At 71.0% G+C, this 19979-nt stretch carries 15 protein-coding genes; 9 read left to right on the forward strand and 6 right to left on the reverse strand.

Annotated elements, in window-relative coordinates; all coding sequences use genetic code 11:
• Nucleotides 1-181 precede the first annotated feature (181 nt).
• A complete protein-coding gene (locus HNR01_RS19550) occupies nt 182-1042 on the forward strand; it encodes a universal stress protein (RefSeq protein ID WP_183669251.1) in 861 nt (286 codons plus the stop codon).
• 245 nt (nt 1043-1287) lie between these two features.
• A complete protein-coding gene (locus HNR01_RS19555) occupies nt 1288-2352 on the forward strand; it encodes an HD-GYP domain-containing protein (protein WP_183669253.1) in 1065 nt (354 codons plus the stop codon).
• A gap of 67 nt (nt 2353-2419) precedes the next feature.
• On the opposite strand, the gene HNR01_RS19560 is transcribed toward HNR01_RS19555, so the two are convergent.
• From HNR01_RS19560 to HNR01_RS19575, 4 genes are all read right to left on the reverse strand, one after another.
• The gene (locus tag HNR01_RS19560; RefSeq protein ID WP_183669255.1) at nt 2420-5149 is read right to left on the reverse strand and encodes a hybrid sensor histidine kinase/response regulator; all 2730 of its coding nucleotides are present in this window, start codon (nt 5147-5149) and stop codon (nt 2420-2422) included.
• Nucleotides 5150-5258: 109 nt separating this feature from the next.
• Entirely contained in the window at nt 5259-6680 is a 1422-nt protein-coding gene (locus tag HNR01_RS19565; protein ID WP_183669257.1) for a TadE/TadG family type IV pilus assembly protein, read from the reverse strand.
• 193 nt (nt 6681-6873) lie between these two features.
• Nucleotides 6874-7503: a TadE/TadG family type IV pilus assembly protein gene (locus HNR01_RS19570; protein WP_210313436.1), complete on the reverse strand. Its 630-nt coding sequence runs from the start codon at nt 7501-7503 to the stop codon at nt 6874-6876.
• A complete protein-coding gene (locus HNR01_RS19575) occupies nt 7500-8093 on the reverse strand; it encodes a TadE/TadG family type IV pilus assembly protein (RefSeq protein ID WP_017484656.1) in 594 nt (197 codons plus the stop codon). The genes HNR01_RS19570 and HNR01_RS19575 overlap by 4 nt, the downstream gene beginning before the upstream one ends.
• A 608-nt stretch (nt 8094-8701) precedes the next feature.
• On the opposite strand from HNR01_RS19575, the gene HNR01_RS19580 reads away from it, so the two are divergent.
• The 7 genes from HNR01_RS19580 (at nt 8702) to HNR01_RS19610 (ending at nt 17723) form a co-directional block, all read left to right on the forward strand.
• A complete protein-coding gene (locus HNR01_RS19580; protein WP_183669259.1) occupies nt 8702-9961 on the forward strand; it encodes an aromatic ring-hydroxylating oxygenase subunit alpha in 1260 nt (419 codons plus the stop codon).
• A 3-nt stretch (nt 9962-9964) separates the two neighbouring features.
• On the forward strand, nt 9965-11092 hold the full coding sequence (locus tag HNR01_RS19585) for an FAD-binding oxidoreductase (RefSeq protein WP_183669261.1): 1128 nt from the start codon (nt 9965-9967) through the stop codon (nt 11090-11092).
• Between the two features lie 76 nt (nt 11093-11168).
• On the forward strand, nt 11169-13211 hold the full coding sequence (locus HNR01_RS19590) for an NADH:flavin oxidoreductase (protein WP_183669263.1): 2043 nt from the start codon (nt 11169-11171) through the stop codon (nt 13209-13211).
• A 70-nt stretch (nt 13212-13281) separates the two neighbouring features.
• Nucleotides 13282-15183 carry a (Fe-S)-binding protein gene (locus HNR01_RS19595; RefSeq protein WP_183669265.1) on the forward strand — a complete coding sequence of 634 codons (1902 nt, stop codon included), beginning with the start codon at nt 13282-13284 and terminating at the stop codon, nt 15181-15183.
• Nucleotides 15180-16403, forward strand: coding sequence for an electron transfer flavoprotein subunit alpha/FixB family protein (locus HNR01_RS19600; protein ID WP_183669267.1), 1224 nt, complete (start codon nt 15180-15182; stop codon nt 16401-16403). The genes HNR01_RS19595 and HNR01_RS19600 overlap by 4 nt, the downstream gene beginning before the upstream one ends.
• The gene (locus HNR01_RS19605) at nt 16400-17194 is read left to right on the forward strand and encodes an adenine nucleotide alpha hydrolase family protein (RefSeq protein WP_183669269.1); all 795 of its coding nucleotides are present in this window, start codon (nt 16400-16402) and stop codon (nt 17192-17194) included. Before HNR01_RS19600 ends, HNR01_RS19605 begins: the two co-directional genes overlap by 4 nt.
• Before the next feature lie 19 nt (nt 17195-17213).
• Nucleotides 17214-17723, forward strand: a complete 510-nt coding sequence (locus HNR01_RS19610; RefSeq protein WP_026105541.1) for a prolyl-tRNA synthetase associated domain-containing protein — start codon at nt 17214-17216, stop codon at nt 17721-17723.
• Between the two features lie 234 nt (nt 17724-17957).
• Here the strand turns inward: HNR01_RS19610 and HNR01_RS19615 are convergent, their stop codons facing one another.
• Together HNR01_RS19615 and HNR01_RS19620 are read right to left on the reverse strand one after the other, a co-directional pair.
• On the reverse strand, nt 17958-18212 hold the full coding sequence (locus HNR01_RS19615; protein ID WP_246417565.1) for a DUF1127 domain-containing protein: 255 nt from the start codon (nt 18210-18212) through the stop codon (nt 17958-17960).
• Nucleotides 18213-18542: 330 nt separating this feature from the next.
• Nucleotides 18543-19898: an L-serine ammonia-lyase gene (locus HNR01_RS19620; protein WP_183669270.1), complete on the reverse strand. Its 1356-nt coding sequence runs from the start codon at nt 19896-19898 to the stop codon at nt 18543-18545.
• Between the last annotated feature and the right edge of the window lie 81 nt (nt 19899-19979).

The raw sequence follows: 19979 nt of genomic DNA on the forward strand, positions 1-19979 counted from the left end.
GCCCAGGCTGGCACCTCGCAGCCGACTTTGCGCTGGATCAAGGCTGGGTCGCTCCGGCCGCTCCAACGATGGTACGGTTCGGAGTGCCTCACGGAGCGCCGGCCCAAAAGGCCGTCCACGGGTCGGCGATGACGGTGCGGAGGACATTCTCGTGACGGACGTTCAGACCGGAGTCCCAGCCATGTCCCACCCCGCCTCCTCCGCGCTCGCCGGCCTTCGCGACATCCTCGTCGGCATCGCCGTGGAGAATGAGAGCGAGACGGCCTCTTCGGCCGTCGGCTACGGCCTGACGCTGGCGAAGGCCGCGGGCGCCCACCTGACCCTTCAGTCGGCCTCCTGGCGCCTCTCGGGCGACGACCGTTGGATCAGCGGCTTCGACGACGGCAGCGTCGCGGAGATCGATCACCGCCTCGACGCCCTGGCCCGCGCCATCGCGGACCGCACGGCGGGCGATGCGCTGATGGCCGGCGTCGCCTGCACGACGGAAACGCCGAGTCTGCCCTATCCGGCCGTCATCCGCCGACTGGCGGAACAGGCGCGCCTGCACGATCTGACGGTTCTGGATGCGGAGATCTGGACCTGCGACCTCGACCGCGAGGCGCTCGAATCGACCCTGTTCCAGAGCGGTCGCCCGGTCATCGCGGTGCCGCCGGGGCATGCGGCCTTCGCCGGGCGCCGGATCATCGTCGCCTGGGACGGCAGCGCCCAGGCGGCGCGGGCCGCCAACGACGCGATGCCGCTCCTGCGCGCGGCCGACGCGGTGGAGATCGTCTCCGTCGGGAACGCGGCGGAGATCCGCGACTCGGTGCCCGGTGCGGAGTTCGCGCCGCACCTGGCCCGGCACGGGGTGAACGTCATCGTCAACCATCTGCCCGTCTCCGGCTCCATCGGGGACACCCTGCGGTCCCAGGCCGGCTTGTTCCGGGCCGACATGATCGTCATGGGGGCCTATCGCCATTCCCGCGCGCGCCAATTCTTCTTCGGCGGCGTGACGCGCTCGCTGCTGCGGAGCTGCCCCGTCCCGCTGTTCCTGTCGCGCTGAACGCCCGGGCGGATCCGCCGACGACGCGCGCCGGGACCCATTCAGAGGCAATCAAGCCGGCGCGGCGCCCGGGCAGTCCGTCTTCCGCTCACGTTCGACGCGCGCCGGCCACCTCCGGGGAAGAACCGGCACCGCCTTCACCTTTCGGCAAGGGGCGAGGGTGTTAGTGGGTTCGTCCACCCCAGGGTCGCCGTCAGAGCACCCGGCTGGGCATGGGGGTCCGAACCGGCCTGGAACACCTCGCGATGCTCGCTCTCGTCCTCGACGACGCCGAGATGAACAACCTGGTGATGGTGGCCTCCCTGCGGCCGCTCGCCGGTTGCGTCCCGCATGCCTTCACCGTGCCGGCGGAGGCGCTCGCCTTCGCGGAGGCCCGCGCCGGCGACATCGGGATCGTCATCACCGACTACGAGATGCCGGGCATGAACGGCGTCGAGTTCATCAGGGCCGTGCGGCGCATCCCCGGCCTCGCCGCCGTGCCCACGGTCATGGTCACGAGCCACGATCAGCGCAGCCTGCGCCGCGAGGCGCTGGAGGCGGGCGCCACCGACTTCCTCACCAAGCCGGCCGATGCGGTCGAGATCCGTGCCCGCGTCACGAACCTGCTCGCCCTCTCCGAGGCCCACCGGGCGCAGCGCGACCACGCCGCGCAGCTCGCCCGCGAGGTCGCGGCGGCCGTGGCCCTGGTCGAGGAGCGCGAGCGCGAGATCGTCTCGACGCTCATGCGCGCGGCCGAGCACCGGGATTCCGACACCGGCGACCACATCGCGCGCGTCTCCGCCTATGTCGGGCTGATCGCCGAGGCGATGGGCCTGTCCGCCGCCGACATCCGGCAGATATCCCTGGCCGCCACCATGCACGACGTCGGCAAGATCGCCGTGCCGGACGCCATCCTGCTGAAGCCGGGCGCTCTCACGCCCGAGGAGCGCCGGGAGATGGAGAAGCATGCTGACCGGGGCCGGCGCATCCTGGGCGGCAGCGAATCGCCCGTCATGCGGCTCGCGGCCGAGATCGCGGGCAGCCACCACGAGCGCTGGGACGGGGCCGGCTACCCGCACGGCCTGAAGGGCGAGGCCATCCCCCAGGCCGGCCGCATCGTCGCGGTGGCCGACGTGTTCGACGCGCTGACGACCGAGCGGCCCTACAAGCAAGCCTGGTCGCCGGAGCGGGCCCGCGCCTTTCTGCAGGAGAACGCCGGCTCCCACTTCGACCCGAGCGTCGTCGAGGCATTCCTGAGCCGCTGGACCGCCGTCCAGGCCTTCCTCACCCTCGGCCGCGACGACACCGCCTCCGCGACGCAGGCCGCCTGAGCCGGCCTCCCCACGAGCGGCGGGGGCCGGACAACCGGACCGGCCCCGCTCGCCCCTCACGCGATCCTCAGCAGCGTTCGAGCGCGCCTTGCCCGCGAGCGGTCTCGTCCGGCCCGCTTTCGGCGCGCAGCCCGAGACGGAGATGAAGCGCGCTCATGGTGCGGGCGAGCAGATCGTCCAGGCCGGACGCCCCGTCGGCGAGGCTGGCCAGGTTGCCGTCGCGGGCCGCCCGCTCGATCGCACCGGCGCGATCCTTCACCTGGGCCGCACCGATATTGGCGCTCATCGATTTGAGGCCGTGGGCGGCGCGGGCCGCGGCCGGGGCGTCGTCCTGGGCGAGGGCGTCGTCGAGCGCCAGGAGCGCCTGAGGCGCCTGGGCGACGTAGAGGCGGAGAATGCGCTCCAGGAAATCCCGGTCGCCGAGTTCCTCCAAGTTGGCGATCGTCGGCTCGTCGAGCAGCATGACCTCTGACGTTTCCGGCATCGGCGGCGGCACGACCTCCACGGGAGCGTCGCCGATCGCGGCCGGCAGGTGCCGTGCCAGCAGCGCGCCGAGCTGCGCCAGGGTGAACGGCTTGGCGAGCAGGCCGTCCATGCCCGCCGACTGCCAGGATTCGGCGCCGTCGCCGACGACGTGGGCGGTGAGGGCCACGATCGGTACCCGCTCCGCCCCGTCGCGCGCCTCCCGGGCGCGGATCGCGGCGGCCGCGCCGAATCCGTCCAGCCTCGGCATGCTGCCGTCCATCAGGACGAGATCGAAGCGGCTCGCGGCGGCGGCCTCCACCGCCGCCTGACCGTCCTCGACGCAGACGATGTCGCGGACGCCGAAGCGGCCGAGCGCCTCGGCCGCGACCTCGCGGTTGACGGCGCTGTCGTCGGCCAGGAGCACCCGCGCGCCGGCGAAGGAGGGCAGGGCGACGGGGCTCTCGTTCGCCTCCGGTTCCTCGACGGCGAAGGGCGTGCCTTCGGCGAGGGCGGCGAGGAGGGGACGCCATTCGGCCTGGGCGAGGGGACGGCGCAACACGGCATCGGCCAGACCGGCTCCGATGAGACCGGGACCGGAGTCGTCGCCGATCGGGACCAGCGCGACGACCCGGCCCGTGCCCTCCGGGCGGCGGCCGCCCGCCCGAAGCTCGGACGCCTCAAGGATCCAGTGACCGTTCCCGGACGGCACGGGGCAAAAGCCCGCGGCCTGCAGGTCCGCCGAGAGTGCGGCGCGCGTCGCCGCGCCGAGCGCACCGAAGCGGATCGCGGCGGGCACCGCCGGCGCACGGCGGACCATCGGTTCGGTGCTCTCCGCGCCCTCGACCGGGATGCGCGCCCAGAACGTCGAGCCCTCGCCGAGACGGCTCTCGACGCCGACGCGGCCGCCCATGGCGGCGATCAGGCGCTCGGCGATCGACAGCCCGAGACCGGTGCCGCCGAACCGGCGGGCGATCGACTGGTCGGCCTGGGTGAAGGCGGTGAAGATTCCCGCCAGCCGGTCCTGCGGGATACCGATGCCGGTATCGGACACGGCGATGCGCAGGACCGGACCGGACGCCTCCCGCTCCATCGCCATCCGCACCAGGACGTGGCCGGCGGCGGTGAATTTGAGCGCGTTCGAGACAAAATTGCCGAGCACCTGACCGAGCCGCACCGGATCGCCGAGGAGGGTGCGCGGCACGTCAGCGTCGATCTGCGCCGCGAGGTCGAGCCCCGCGGACGCCGCGCGTTCGGCGAACAGGGTCACGACGGTGTCGGCGACGTCCCGGGGGCTCAAGGGGATGCGCTCCACCTCCAGGCGACCGGCTTCGACCTTCGCGAAATCGAGGATGTCGTTGATGATGGCGAGCAGGGACTGGCCGGAACGGGCGATGACCCTGGCGTAGCGCCGCTGGCGCGGCGGCAGATCGGCCGAGGCCAGGAGTTCGGCCATCACCAGCATGCCGTTCATCGGCGTGCGGATCTCGTGGCTCATGGTCGCGAGGAAGACGGACTTGGCCGCGTTGGCCTCGTCCGCGGATTGCTTGGCCTCGATCAGGTCGTGGGTCCGCAGCCGGATCTCCTCTTCCAGGCCCGCATTGTAGCGCGCGATCGCCCGGTCGCGCTCGTTCACCGCCCGCAGGAGGTCGTTGAAGCTCTCGGCCAGCGCGCCGACCTCGCCGCTGCCGGCCTCCGCCCGCCTCGAATAGTCGTGGCCGAGGCGCACCCCGTCCATGGTCCGGGCCAGCGCCGCCAGCGGCCGGGTGACGCTGCGCTGCAGTCCCATCGAGACGGCGAGCCCGAGCGCCAGGGCGAGCAGCCCGGCGAGCACCGCCGTGAGGCCGACCTCGGTGATGCGCTCGGCCAGGTCGCGGTTGTCCGAGACCAGGACGACGCGCCCGATCGGGCGGGCATTCTCCAGGATCGGAACCGAGACGCGCAGGGTCCGCGTCGTCATCAGATCCAGCGGCGATACCGAGCCCCGATCGAGGTCGATGTCGTCCGAGAGCCGCAGGCCGATGCCCTGCTCGGCGAGAATCTCGCCGTCGGCCCGCTCGACCGAGGCGTAGACCAGGGCCTGCCCGTGGGCGATCGCCCGCAGGGTGCTCAGCGCCGCCGCCTCGTCGCCCTGCGCCGTCGCCTGCGCGGCGCTGGCGGCGAGGATCTGCGCGGTCATCCGCAGGGCTTCGCGCTTGGCGGCGGCGTAGCGCTCGACCTCGCGCCAGGTCGAGAGGCCGGTCAGGAGAAGCAGGGCGATGGCCACGGCGCTGGCCACGGCGAGCGCGAGCCGGCCGGACAGCGAGCGGATCGGGTTCGTGAACGGGCTGGGCACGGAATGGGTCTCGCGGGCAAGGTCACGCGGGAAGGGTCAGGCGGGAAGGGTCAGGCGGGAAGGGGTCTCGCGGCGGGACGGATCGGTGCGCCGGTACGGATCGCGTGTGTCACTGGCTGATGACGAGCCGCCCCGAGATCGGACCGACACCCTTCGGGATCGGAACGCTCGAGCGGTTGTAATCCGCGTTGAGGTAGAGGTTCGGCCCCTCGTAGAGATTGATCTGCTGGGCCACGACGACGGTGTACGCGGAGAGGTCCGCGACCGGGCGCTTCGAGTCGATCACGAGACGGCCGGCCGGAAGGTAGATCGTCCCCAGCATGGTGCGGGCGTTGTCGCTGATGATGCGGTAGATCCGCATCGGCTTGGTCGCGCTGAGGGGCGGGGGCGTCGGCGTGATCACGTCTCCGAGAAGCAGGTCGACGGCCAGAACCGGATCGAGCGGCAGGGTGACGGAGGGGTCCTCGGCCATCAGAAGGCCCGCCATCACGCCCGTCGTCGGCGCGGACAGTTCGATCGTCGTCTTCTTGTCGAAGAGCAGGCCGCTGTTGTTTCCGGTGAAGTAGAAGCCGACATCCCGCCCCGTCATCGTCGCCTTCTTGTCCACGATGAGCGGGCCATCCTTCATGACGTAGATGCCCGGCCGCAGGGTGACGACGGCATCCTTGGTGATGTGCAAGCCCCCGCAATACGTGCCGGGATCGAGCGTCACCGTCTCCGAGACGGCGTTGTTGCCCTTGCTCTTGCCCGTGAGCGCATCGGCGAGGCGCAGGACCTCGGGAAGATTCACACAGCTCTCGACCGGCGGGGCCGGCCGGTTGCGCAGCGGATCCTGGATGACGGGGCAGCTCGTCTGCGGATTGGGCGTGAAGTTCGCCCGATCGTCCCGGAATCCCCCCGCGGAACAGATCGTCTGCGCCCGCGCGAGCGCGCCGTCGCGACCGACCATCCCGGCGCTGTTGGTCGAATTCGAGTAGAGCGCACAGTCATAGGCCGTGACCTGAGCGTTGCGCTCGAGGTTGAACGCACCGGGGGCCGCCGGATCGAGCGCCAGCATGCACAGGCGCATCCGGCCGACGACGCTCGCGCGTGCGCGCGCCGAGACCGGCATCGATCCCATGCCGACGAACGTCCCGAATGTAAGGTTGATGACCTGTTCCGCGCGCGCCTCGACGCTCGTCTTGTCGGAGGCGACGGTGACTTGGAGGGAGATCGGCGCATCGGCACCGGCTTTCGCCTCGGCCTGGATCGTCTGGGTCGTCAGACCGACGATGGATTCGGTGCTCGAGACGACCAGCTTGAGGGCGTTGCCGCCGGCCAGGACGCCGGCATCGACCGCGCTCTGCAGATGCGTGCGGGCGGAGACGACCTTCGCGTAGTCGATCGCGCCACCGACCAAGGCGATCAGGGTGGAGGCCGCCAGCCCGAAGATCACCGCAACCGCGCCGTCCGTTTCCCGATACAGGTTCGGCAGCGGCCTGTTCCACCAGATCGTGCGTTTCGCCGCCCTCTTCGCGTCACACGACACCATCGTGACTTCAGCCCTATCGCCCGCTGCACCCCATCCCAGGATTAGTTCTCCCGAGTTAATAGGTCATACTTGGCAATGGCGGAGCCGTTACCGTACAGTTTACGCAAGATTTACAATGATAACGCTCGGCGGACGATCGGCCGGGGTCATCGTCGGCGGTCCTCGGCCGGCGGGATCTCTTCCTCGGACCGGGTCACGCCGGACAGGGACTTCCCCCCGGCAGGACGACTTCGACCTGACCGTTTTTCGCGATGCCCTCGCGCACCGGCCACACGGTCTTCGCCGTGAAGGTCAGATCGTTGAGGAACGGGAAGAACGAGAACAGCGGCCGATAGGACAGCCGCGTCTCGGCCATGACGAAGCGGTCGCCCTTCGACGCCGTCCCCGCTGGCGGAGGACCGATGTCGGATCCGACGGCGCGGGCTGTGTCCCCCTGTTGGACACTGGAGCAGACCCTGGCCACGAAGTCGTTTCCGACCTTGTAGACCCCGCCGGCCGTCAGCACGATGCCGATGCCGGCCAAGCTGTAGGGGGACGCCACGACCTGTGCGGCCGAGTACACGTCGTTGATGTCACTGTAATCGCTCTTGGAGGCGAGGTCGGCCATCGTGATCGTGGCCTGGGCGAGACGGTTATTAGTGGCGATGGCCCGCGGGATCTCGATCGTCGCCACGAACAGGAGCAGGAGGACGGGCGTGATGAAAGCGAACTCGACGGCGCTCGCCCCGCCCTGCGCACGGCCGATGCGGGCGAGGGCCCGCGTGAGCGGATGCTCCGCCGCGACGGCGCGCCCTCTCGCCGGGAGCAGCCGCCGCAGCTTCATGGACACGACCCTTCCGCATAGCTTTCCGCCCGGAAGACCGCCGTCGAGGTGAGGAGCTGCTTGCCGCCGGGCATCCGCTGGCCGGTGTAATCGAGAAATCGGAACGGCCGCAGCATCGGCACGGCCGCGCGCAGAACGTGGACAGCTCCGCCCACCGGACAGTCGAACTGGCTGCCGAATCCGGCAGCCCAGTCGCCGCGGCCGGCATCGTAGGCCGGTGCGATCTGCTTGATGGCGAAGGTGGCGGAGCGCACGAGATCGAACCGCATCTCGTCGCATTGGTAGAAGCGAAGGCCGGTACCGCAGAGGAGGCCGCGCATCTGCTGCGCGACGTCCGCGCCGGCCGCATCTTCCTGAAAGGCGCCGGTGCGGATGAGGCGTGCCGCCCGCTGAACCGAGACGTCGAGCTGGTGCTGGGCGAAAGCGAGGATCGACGCCTCCATGATCACCAGCACCAAGACAAACAGCGGCAGGATGACGAGCGAGAGTTCGACCGCGGCAATGCCGTCGACGTTACGGACGAACCGAGACCTCAGCAGATCTGATGCCGAGAAGTGCCGGCCATGCTGGAGGAGCCGAGAGGCTTTCAAGGTTTGGTCTTCGTCGATGCCGCTTCCCCGCGGTCGCAGCAGCGCCGGGGTTCTTCCTTGAGACGAGACGGGCTCGCTCCAGCACCTTACGGCGGAGCGCCTTTATGCTCCGTGAATCCAATCGGAAAGACTGCGCCGTCCGTCGATCTGCAGCGCCCCTCTCAAGATCCGTGAGGCTCTGCGGCTCTTCAATTGGTCGTGAACATGAGCACGCGAACGATCGATTTCGCCGAGACCGGCCGCCCTGCGCGCTCATCTGCCCGTAAGGGTGCATCGGCCGCGCGTCGACTTGCGACGATGGTGAATCGATCGCGCCGCAATTGACGATGCCGATGATCCGCGCGGGCTCTCACACGCCGTGGCGCGCATCGGAGCCGGCCCGGATCGGGACGCCGGGCCTGCACGGGGCGCGCAACCGGGATTGCCCTTCGGTGCGGAGAGGGAGCGGCGGACCGGCTCAGGCACAGGGCGTCCGGCCGCCGACATGCCCGGGGATCGCGCGAGGCGAGGAACGTCGCGGCGAGCCAAGGGAGTGTCGCTGCCATGGCAGCGGGCTGGGGAGCGGGCCGCGATAGTCCTGAGGCCCAGATACGGCTCGGGAGGTCCCCATGCTCGATGTGACGCCCACTCCGCTTCAGCGCCTGCTGCGCGAGCGTCGCCCCGGCTACACCCTCGCCGCTCCCTTCTATCTCAGCCCCGACGTGTTCGAGGCCGACATGGAGATCATCTTCGGGCAGCACTGGATCTATGTCGGTGTCGAGCCCGACGTGCCGGAGGCCGGCGACGTGATGGTCGTCGAGATCGGCAAGACCTCGGTCGCGATCGTGCGCGACGACGACGACGGGATCCGCGCCTTCCACAATGTCTGCCGCCACCGCGGTGCCCGGCTCGTCCACGAGGAGAAGTCCACGGTCGGCAATCTCGTCTGCCGCTACCATTCCTGGACCTACGACCTCACCGGCAAGCTGATCCACGCCGAGCATATGGGGCCCGATTTCAAGAAGGCCTGCCACGGCTTGAAGCCCGTGCATGTCCGCTCGCTTGCGGGCCTGCTCTTCATCTGCCTCGCCGATGAGCCCCCGGCCGATTTCGACGAGATGGCCGAGCGCCTCGGCCCCTACATCGAGCCGCACAACGTGCGCGAGACCAAGGTCGCCTTCCAGAAGGACATCATCGAGCCCGGCAACTGGAAGCTGACGATGGAGAACAACCGCGAGTGCTACCATTGCGGGGCCAACCATCCCGAATTGACCGTGCCGCTCTTCGCCTACGGCTTCGGCTTCGCCCCCGAAGAGATGGACGAGCACGACCGCGCTCAGGCCGAGCGCTACGGCTGCCTGCTCAAGACCCGGCACGGGGAGTGGGAAGCGGAGGGGCTGCCCTCGAAGGAGATCGACGAGCTCGACACCATGATCAGCGGCTTCCGCACCGAGCGGCTGCCGCTCGACGGCGAGGGCGAGTCCCACACCCTCGACACCCGGGCCGCCTGCAAGAAGCTGCTCGGCAACTTCACCAGCGCCAAGCTCGGCGGCCTGTCGGTCTGGACTCAGCCGAATTCCTGGCACCACTTCCTCGGTGACCACATCGTCACCTTCTCGGTGCTGCCGCTCGACGCCGAGCGCTCGCTGCTGCGCACCAAGTGGCTCGTCCACAAGGACGCGGTCGAGGGCGTCGATTACGACCTCGCCAACCTCACCGGCGTCTGGGAAGCCACGAACGATCAGGACAGCGAGCTCGTCGGCATCTGCCAGCAGGGTGTCGCGAGCCCGGCCTACGAGCCCGGCCCCTACTCGCCGCATACCGAGATGCTCGTGGAGAAGTTCTGCAACTGGTATGTCGGCCGCATGGCCGCGCATCTGGGGCGCTGAGCCGTGACGTCGGCCTCCTCCGAACCGGCCGCCCGGCGCCTCGCGGCCTCCGCGCCCTGGGATGCGGAGGCCGATGACCGACTGGTCTGCCTCGCCGTGCGCGACGAGACGCACGACGTGAAGACCTTCGTGCTGAGCCCCCGCGAGCCCCGGCGCTTCGCCTACGCGCCGGGCCAGTTCCTGACCTTTTCTTTCGAGATCGGTACGGACACGATCCACCGCTGCTACACGATCTCCTCCGCGCCGACCCGGCCGAACGCGATCTCGTTCACGGTCAAGCGGGTGCCCGGCGGCCCGGTCTCGAACTGGCTGCACGACACCCTGAAGCCCGGCGACACGGTCCGGGCACTCGGGCCGATGGGTGATTTCTCCTGCTTCACCCATCCGGCGAAGCGCTACCTGCTCCTGTCCGGCGGCAGCGGCGTCACGCCGATGATGTCGATGGCGCGCACCTTCCACGATCTGGGCGAGGCCCGGGACGTGGCCTTCGTCCACTCCGCCCGCTCGCCCGCCGACATCGTGTTCCGGAGCGAGCTGGAGACGATGGCCCGGCTCGATCCCGCCTTCCGCTTCCACGCGGTCTGCGAGGCGGATTCCCCGGACGAGGTCTGGACGGGTCCGAAGGGGCGGCTATCCCTCGACATCCTGCGAGAGGCGGTGCCCGACTTCCTCGAGCGCGAAGTCTTCGTCTGCGGCCCCGGGCCCTACATGGACGCCGTGCAGGCGATGCTGCGGCACGCCGGCTTCGACATGGCCCGGTACCATTACGAGAGCTTCGACTTCGGCGCCTTGCCGGAAGCCGAGCAGGAGGCCGCGGCGGAGGCGGGCCAGGAACGCGACGCCGAGGCCGCGCCCGCGGGCGGCGTGCGCACCTTCCGGGTGGAGTTCGCCAAGACCCGGCGCGTCCTCGAATGCCCGGAGAACGAGACCGTGCTCGACGCCGCCCGCAAGGCCGGTATTCGGCTGCCCTCGTCCTGCGCCAAGGGGCTGTGCGGCACCTGCAAGTCGAAACTCACCTCCGGCACCGTCGCCATGACGCATGCCGGCGGCATCCGCCAGCGCGAGATCGATGCCGGCATGGCGCTGCTGTGCTGCTCCAAGCCGACGAGCGACCTCGTCGTCGAACGCTGAGCGCTTCCGGCCGCTCCAGTGGCCGGGCAGCACTCCAGCGTCCCAAGCTTTCCCCATCGCCTTCGGGAGTCGTCCCGTGATCGCCAATGCCGACGCGCTCTTGAGGCCGCTCACCATCAAGGGCCTCACCATCCGCAACCGGGTGATGTCGACGAGCCACGCCCCCGGCTACGGCCGGGACGGCAAGCCGCAGGAGCGCTACCAGCTCTACCACGCCGAAAAGGCCAAGGGCGGCATCGGGCTCACCATGTTCGGCGGCTCGTCGTCGGTCGCCGTCGACAGCCCCGCCGCGCCCTGGAACCAGATCTCGGTCGCCGACGATTCGGTGATCCCGTTCTTCCGCCAGTTCTCGGACCGGGTGCACCAGCACGGCGGCAAGCTGATGATTCAGCTCACCCATATGGGCCGGCGCACCAAGTGGGACACCGAGCACTGGCTCCCCACCGTCTCACCCTCGCCGCGGCGCGAGCCCGCCTCCCGCACCATCCCGAAGGAGATCGAGCCCGAGGACATCGCCCGCATCGTCAAGAGCTTCGCCCAGGCCGCCCGGCGCTGCAAGGAAGGCGGGCTCGACGGCTGCGAGGTCTCGGCCGCCCACGGCCACCTGATCGACCAGTTCTGGTCGCCGTCCGTCAACCAGCGCACCGACAAGTACGGCGGCAGCCTGGAGAACCGGATGCGCTTCGGCATCGAGGTGCTGGAGGCGATGCGCGCGGAAGCCGGCGACGACTACGTCATCGGCATCCGCATGTCCGGCGACGAGATGATCGCCGACGGCCTCAGCCAGGAGGATTGCCTGACGATCGCCAGCGAGTACGCCCGGCGCGGGCTCGTCGACTTCCTCAACATCTTGGGCGGCCAGGCGCGCGACCACATCGCCCATGCGATCTCGCTGCCGAACATGTCCTTCCCGGTGGCGCCGTTCCTGTTCCTGCCGAGCGCGATCAAGCGCGAGGTCGACGTGCCGGTGTTCCACGCCCAGCGCGTCACCGATCTCGCCACCGCCGCGCGTGCGGTCGCGGACGGCCATGTCGACATGGTGGCGATGACCCGCGCCCACATCGCCGACCCGCACCTCGTGAAGAAGCTCTCAGAGGGCCGGGCCGACGACATCCGGCAGTGTGTCGGCGCGGGCTACTGCATCGACCGGATCTATGTCGGCGGCGACGCGCTCTGCATCCAGAATGCCGCGACGGGCCGCGAGGCGACGATGCCGCACGAGATCCGCCGGGCGGATGTCCGCCGCCGCGTCGTGGTGATCGGCGCCGGTCCCGGTGGGCTTGAGGCGGCCCGCGTCTGCGCCGAGCGCGGCCATTCGGTGGTGCTGTTCGAGAAGAGCGGGCAGGCGGGCGGCCAGATCTCCATCGCGGCGAAAGCCGGCTGGCGAGAGGCGATGTCGGGCATCACCCGCTGGCTGGTGGCCCAGGTGACCAAGCTCGGCGTCGACCTGCGGCTCAACACCGAGGCGACGGAAGCGGCGGTCCTGGCGGAGAAGCCCGACGTGGTGATCGTCGCCACCGGCGGCACGCCGTTCCGCGGCCACGCCAAGGGCGCCGAGCAGCACGCGGTGACGACCACCGAGGTGCTGACCGGCGCGGTCGAGCCCACCGGCTCGGTGCTGCTCTACGACGAGATGGGCGGGCACAACGCCGCGTCGGTGGCCGAGCAGCTGGCCAAGCGCGGCTGCCTCGTCGAGATCGCCACCCACGACCGCATGGTGGCGGAGGAGGTCGGCACCACGAACCAGCCGATCCACCTGCGCGAACTGTACAAGCTCGGCGTGGTGATGACGCCGAACATGGAGCTGATCGAGATCTTTCCGGAGGGCAACCGGCTGGTGGCGGCGCTCCGCAACACCATGACCGATGCGGAGGAGGAGCGCGTCGTCGATCGCGTGATCGTCGATCACGGCACGCTGCCGGTGGACGCGCTCTACCACGGCCTGAAGCCGGCATCGGTCAACCGGGGCCAGACCGACCAGGAAGCGATGATCCGCGGCGAGCCGCAGCCCTACGACCTGTCGAAGGGCTACGCGCTCTATCGCATCGGCGACGCGGTGTCGGGCCGCAACATCCACGCGGCGATCTACGACGCCCTGCGGCTTTGCAAGGATCTTTGATCCGGTCAGAGGGGGCGCACGGTCCTCGTGAGCCTCGTCCGGAAGTGTCGCCACTCCCTTAGGCACCGTCATGACCAGCCTCATGCCCCTGACCACGGTGTTTCCCGGCCTCGTCTGGCTGATGGCGGCGCTCGCCCTCGTCCAGGGCTTGCGCCGGGCCGCGCTCTGGCGCGTCGGCGCGGCGGCGCCGGTGGCGTGGCTCGACGGGCTCGCCAAGCTGCCCCGCCGCTACCTCGTCGATGTCCACCACGTCGTGGCGCGCGATCCTTACGCCTCGCGCATGCACGCGGTCGTGGCCGGCGGCCTGCTCGCGGCCTCGATCCTGACGGCGCTCGCGATCCTGCCGCCGCTCGCCGGTTTCCGGCCCTACTGGTTCCTCGTGGCCCTGGCCTTCGGCGTGACAGCGGTGGGCTCGCTGCTCGTCGGCGCCCGGCGCTATCCCTCGAAGCAGAAGCGCCTCTCCGCCGGGCACTTCCAGATCCTGCCGTTCCTGCTCCTCGCCTACGCCGTCGGCGGCACGCTCACCGCGCTGCTGCTCGCCTTCGGCGCCGGCAGCGGCGTGTTCGGCTCCGTCGCCCTGGCTCTGGCCGCGGCGGGCGGGCTCGGCCTCGCCTTCGAGGTGCGTCACGGCCCGATGCGCCACGCGGCGGCGGGCGCGCTCCACCTCGTCGCCCATCCCCGGCCCGGCCGGTTCGGGGGGCGCCCCGACACCGCGCTCCAGCCCCTCGACCTCGACGCGCCCCGGCTCGGCTCGGAGATGCCGGCCGACTTCACCTGGAACCGGCTGCTGTCCTACGACGCCTGCGTCAGCTGCGGGCGCTGCGAGACCGCCTGCCCGGCCTTCGCCGCCGGCCAGCCGCTCAACCCGAAGAAGCTCATCCAGGATCTCGTCGCCGGCCTTTCGCCGGCCGAACCGGCCTATGCCGGCAATCCCTATCCCGGCGGCCGGGCGGCGGAGGGCGAGCGCGGGGCGCTGGCCCGGCTGATCGGGCCGGATGCGCGCATCCATCCCGATACGCTGTGGTCCTGCACCACCTGCCGGGCCTGCGTCGAGGAATGCCCGATGATGATCGAGCATGTCGACGCCGTGGTCTCCCTGCGGCGGCACGAGACGCTGGAGCGCGGGGCCCTGCCGGAGAAGGCGGTCGGCCCGGTGACGGAGCTGCGCCAGTCCGGTGATCCCGGCGGGCGTCCGCTCGCCGCCCGCACCGACTTCGCTGCCGGTGTCGAGCTACCGCGCATCGCCGATGGTGGGCAGGCCGAGATCCTGCTCTGGCTCGGCGAGGGCGCCTACGACCTGCGCTACGGCCGCTCGCTCCGTGCCCTGGTGCGGCTTCTGCGCGAGGCGCACGTCGATTTCGCGGTGCTGGGCCCGGAGGAGCGCGACACCGGCGACCTCGCCCGGCGTCTCGGCGACGAGGCGACCTTCCAGGGCCTGGCGCGGGAGAACATCGCTACTCTGGCACAATACCGGTTCGACCGGATCGTCACCGCTGACCCGCACGCGCTGCACGCGCTGCGCAACGAGTACCCGGCGCTCGGCGGGTGCTACACGGTCGTGCACCATACCGCCTTCCTGCTGGAGCTGATCCGGGCGGGCAGGCTCAATCCCGGCCGCCTGCCCGACCTCTCGGTGACCTATCACGACCCCTGCTATCTCGCCCGCTACAATGGGGAGACCGAGGCGCCGCGCGCGGTGCTCGACGCGATCGGCGTCGCCCGCCGCGAGATGAGCCGCTCGGGGCGCCGGGCGATGTGCTGCGGCGGCGGCGGCGGCGCGCCGGTGAGCGACGTCCCGGGCGAGCGCCGCATCCCCGACCTCCGCATGGCCCAGGCCGCCGAGACCGGCGCCGGCATCGTGGCGGTGGCCTGCCCCTCCTGCACGGCGATGCTGGAGGGCGTGACCGACCGCAAGGCGGAGATCCGCGACGTGGCCGAATTGCTGCTCCAGGCGGTGGAGGCGGGCCGATGACCCGTCCCCGCCGCGACCCGCGGGCCGAGTGGGCGGCCCAGTTCGTCGCGGGCGCCGGCCTCCGCCCGCGCTACGACCGCACCCGCCGCGCGGCCGCCGGCCGGCCTCGCCGCGACCCGCGGAGCGAGCGCGAGGCCCAGCGCGTCGGCGCCGCCGCGCGGCCGCGCTACGATCTCGGCCAGGCTGGCCGCCCGCTGGGCGAGGCGGTCGTCGCCCCGCCGCGGTCCGTGCCCGAAGCACCGCAGACGATCATCGTCGAGGCGCCCGCCTTCCTCGTCGCGGTGGTGCCGGACGCCCCCGGCGGCCGCCTCTCGGGCCACGACCGGCAGGTGCTCGGCGCCGCCCGGGCGCTCGCCGGACGCGAGGGTGCCGTCGCGGCCATCGTGGAAGGGGCGTGTGAGGGACTCGGCGCCGCGGGCGCCGACCGCGTCCTCCGGCTCGAGGCCGCGGAAGGCTACGATCCTGCGGCCCGCGCCGCCCGCGTCGAGGCGGCGCTCGCGGCGCTCGCGGCGCGCCACACCCTGTTCCCGGAATCGCTCGATGGCGGCGACCTCGCCCGCCGCGTCGCCGTGGGCTTGCGCGAGCCTCTGTTCACCAATGCCGAAGTGGTGGCCGCCAAGGGCCTTGTCCGCCCGGCCAGGGGCCGCCGGGTCGAGCAGAGTCTCGCCGCGCCGCGCTTCGCCACCGTCGCGCCGGATGCGGCCGCCGATTATGCCGGCCCGCCGCGGGAGGCGCGCGCCGTGCCCATCGACGGACCTACGCCGCCGCCTCCGAAAAGTATCCTGTCGGCGACGCGCATCCCCGCCGACCCCGCGACGGTGCCGTTGTCCCTCGCCGAGTTCGTCGTGTCCGCCGGCAACGGCCTCACCGATCTCGACAGCTTCCGGCAGGTGGTGGCGGCGCTCCACGCGACGCCGGGGGCGAGCCGCGTCCTGTGCGATGCCGGGCTGATGCCGCGCCACAGCCAGGTCGGCGCCTCGGGCACGGTGCTGGCCGCGACCTGCTACTTCGCGCTCGGCATCTCCGGCGCGCCGCAGCACCTTCAGGGCGTCGCCGGCTGCGAGCACGTGGTGGCGGTCAACACCGACCTCCACGCGGCGATGATCGAGCGGGCGGGCCTCGCCGTGGTGCAGGACGCGCAGGCGGTGATGCCGGCCCTGCTGCGGCTGCTCGCGCAAGAGACGGCCGGCCGGGCGACCGGGGCGGGGAAGGCGCCATGAGAATCGCGGTTCTCCTGTCCGCCGGCCTCCATCCCGTCTCCGGGGCCCCCGTTCTGCCGCGGGTCGAGGCACAGGCGATCCGGTTGGCCGCCGGGCTCGCCGCGTCGTCCGAGATCTTCGGCCTGCATGCCGGGCCGGAGGCCGCCGCGGTCGCCGAGGCGCTGGGTCAGGGGCTCGACCGCATCGAGCACGTCGCAGTCGCGGCCGGCGAAGATCCGGTGCCGGCGCTGGTCGCGCGGCTCGCCGAGCGGGCGCCCGACCTGATCCTGGCCGGACGGCGCAGCCAGGGCGGCGACGAGAGCGGCCTCGTGCCCTACGCGCTGGCCCGCGCCCTCGCGATGCCGCTGATGCCCGACGTGGTCGCCGCGGCGGCCGCCGAGGACGGCGCGCTGCGCCTTGACCAGAGCCTCGGCCGCGGCGCCCTGCGCCGGGTGCTCGTGCGGGGACCGGTCGTCGTCACCTGCCATCCCGATGCTCCGGCCCCGCTCGCCTACGCCTACGGCCGGGCCCGCCGCGGGCGCGTCGAGACGGTGGCCATCGCCCCGGTCGCGACCCCGGCTCCGGCCCTCGCGGCGGAGGAGCGGCCGTATCGTCGCCGGCCCAGAATCGTGAAGGGCGCGCCCGCCGGCGGCTCGGCGGCGGAACGGCTGAAGGCGGCCACCGGCGAGAGCGGCCCGGCCGGGAGCGGCCGCCTCCTGATCCAGCCCGATCCCGAGGACGCGGCGCGCGAGATCCTGACCTATCTCCGGCAGATCGGCGTTGTCGCCGCGCCGGCGGAACCGAAGACCTGAGGAAGGCGGAAGGATGCCCATGCCCCTGAGCCCGGACGACCTGCTGACGCGGCTGCGCGAGCGCGGCATCGCCTACAAGCTCTACGAGCACGAAGCCGTTCTCACCGTCGAGGCGATGATGGCGGTCTGCGGCGACATCGCCGGCGCCCACACCAAGAACCTGTTCCTGCGCGACGGCAAGAAGACCTACTTCCTCGTCACGCTTCAGCACGACGCGCAGGTCGATCTCAAGGCCTTCCGCTCCGTGCTCGGCGCGCGCGGCGGCCTCTCCTTCGCGAGCCCCGAGGCGCTGCGCGAACGCCTCGGGGTCGAGAGTGGGGCCGTCTCGCCCCTGGCGGCCCTCAACGCCGAGCCGGACAGCGTGAGGGTGTTCATTCAGGACAGCCTGCTGGACGAGACGCGGGTCAACATCCATCCGCTCGTCAGCACGCGCACTCTCTCGCTCATCCCAGCCGACCTGATGCAGGCGCTGCGGGCGGAAGGGCACGAGCCCACGCCGATCGCTCTTCCGGAGAGCGTCGCGGCCTGAGGGCCGCTTCGGCGGACGCGCCTTCGAGGCGCTGTACCTGCGGAGGGACCGGCCGATCCGGGTCACGCCCGGCGGCGCAAGACAGCGGCCTCGAAGACCCTTCCGGATCGCCGTGCGATCGCACCGGACGGGTCTTCGAGGCCGCTGTCGCGTCGGGAAAGGGTCTTGGTCGAGCCCGAACGGGAGCCGAACGGCCGGCCCGCCGCGAACATCCGCGCTTCGTCGAACCGCCGTTCAGGCGCTCTGCAGGGCGGTCGGAAAGGCAAGCGTCGCGAAGAGCGGCGCGACGCTCACGGCGCCGGGGCGGGCCGTCTCCGGGCCGGTCCGCAACTCCGACAGCGCGCCGCGGGTCAGGCCGATATCGTCGAGCGCCGCGTCGCTGAGATTCATCAGAGCCTCTTGATCGGCCCTGGCGCGAAGATGGGCACGAACACTTTCGAAAACTTTGCTGAACATCGAATGAGCCTCGATCGCGCCGCCGCTGATCAAGACAAGGACGGCTCGCGCTTCAACTCATATGAGCCCTCGTCAGTCTTGAGAGGAGCGCGGATGCTTGGGATCAGCTCTGCTTGATGCGCATGCATTGCGCATGAAAGTCCGTCTTTTAGCAGATTGCTTACCTATTGTGCATGAACCACTCGCCCGATGACCGTCCGCCGCGCCGGAACGATCCTGCAACGCCGCGATGAAAAACCCCTCTTCCGGGGTCGGAAGAGGGGTTGCGGGATCGGTCATGGCCGAACCGATCGGGTGGGGCCCGACCAAGGTCCGATCGGTCGCATCGTGGGGCGAGAATCCATGTTCCGCCCGGCTTGCGTGTCAGCAGGCGGCGACGTTGACGGCCAGCCCGCCGAGCGAGGTTTCCTTGTACTTGGCCTGCATGTCGTGGCCGGTCTGGCGCATGGTCTCGATCACCTCGTCGAGGCTCACCCGGTGTTCGCCGTCGCCGCGCAGGGAGAGTGAGGCCGCCACGACCGCCTTGTTGGCGCCGAAGGCGTTGCGCTCGATGCAGGGCACCTGGACGAGGCCGGCGATCGGATCGCAGGTCATGCCGAGATGGTGCTCCATGGCGATCTCGGCGGCGTTCTCGATCTGGAAGGCGGAGCCGCCGAGCGCCGCGGTCAGACCTGCCGCCGCCATCGCCGCCGCCGAGCCGACCTCGCCCTGGCAACCGACCTCCGCCCCCGAGATCGAGGCGCGGGCCTTGATCAGGCCGCCGATGGCGGCGGCGGTGAGCAGGAAGTCGCGCCCGCGCTCGTCGTTCCAGTCGGGGCAGAAGTCGCGGGTGTAGCGCAGCACCGCCGGGACGATGCCGGCCGCGCCGTTGGTCGGCGCCGTCACCACCCGGCCGCCCGACGCGTTCTCCTCGTTGACGGCGAGCGCGTAGAGGCTGATCCAGTCCATGATCTCGTGGGCCGGACGGCTGTTGGCGAGTTTCGTCGCCTCCAGCGACTCGTAGAGACGCTTGGCACGCCGCCGCACCCGCAGGCCGCCGGGCAGTTCGCCGTCCATGCGCAGGCCGCGCTCGATGCAGGCGAACATCGCGTCGCGGATCGCGTCGAGGCCGGCGTCGATGGCCTCGCGCGAGCGCAGGGTCAGCTCGTTGGCGAGCTGGATCTGCGGGATCGTCAGCCCGGTGCGCAGCGTCAGGTCGAGGAGTTCGCGGCCGCTGCCGAAGGGGAGCGGCGGCGTCTGCGTATCCCCGGCCGAAACCGCCTCGGCTTCCGCCGCGGTGACGACGAAGCCGCCGCCGACCGAATAGAAGATCTGATCCTCGAGGAGCGCATCCCCGGCATCGTAGGCGCGGAACCGCATGCCGTTGGTGTGCAGCGGCAGGATGTCCTTGAAGTTGAAGACGAGGTCGCGCTCGGGCTCGAAGTGGACACCCGGAATGCCGAGATCACCGGTGCGCCGCAGGGTGTCGGAGAGGGGCGTTGTGAGATCGGGATCAATGGTGGCGGGCGCGTGGCCCAGGAGACCGAGCAGGATCGCCACATCGGTGCCGTGGCCGCGGCCGGTCCAGGCCAGCGAGCCGTAGATCTCGGCGCTGATCCGGGCGGCGCCGCCGCGGGCCAGCACGGTCTCGCGGAACCGGCGGGCGGCGACCATCGGCCCGACGGTGTGGGAACTCGACGGACCGATCCCGATCTTGAACAGATCGAAGGTGCTGATCATCGGGTCCGCTGCTCTCTCAATAGGGGGCTCTCCCCGCTGCGGATGCAAGTTCGGGGAGAGGCGCGTCGCGACAGGGTGCCG

The sequence above is a fragment of the Methylorubrum rhodesianum genome (genome assembly GCF_014199985.1).
Classification (GTDB): Bacteria; Pseudomonadota; Alphaproteobacteria; order Rhizobiales; family Beijerinckiaceae; genus Methylobacterium; species Methylobacterium rhodesianum.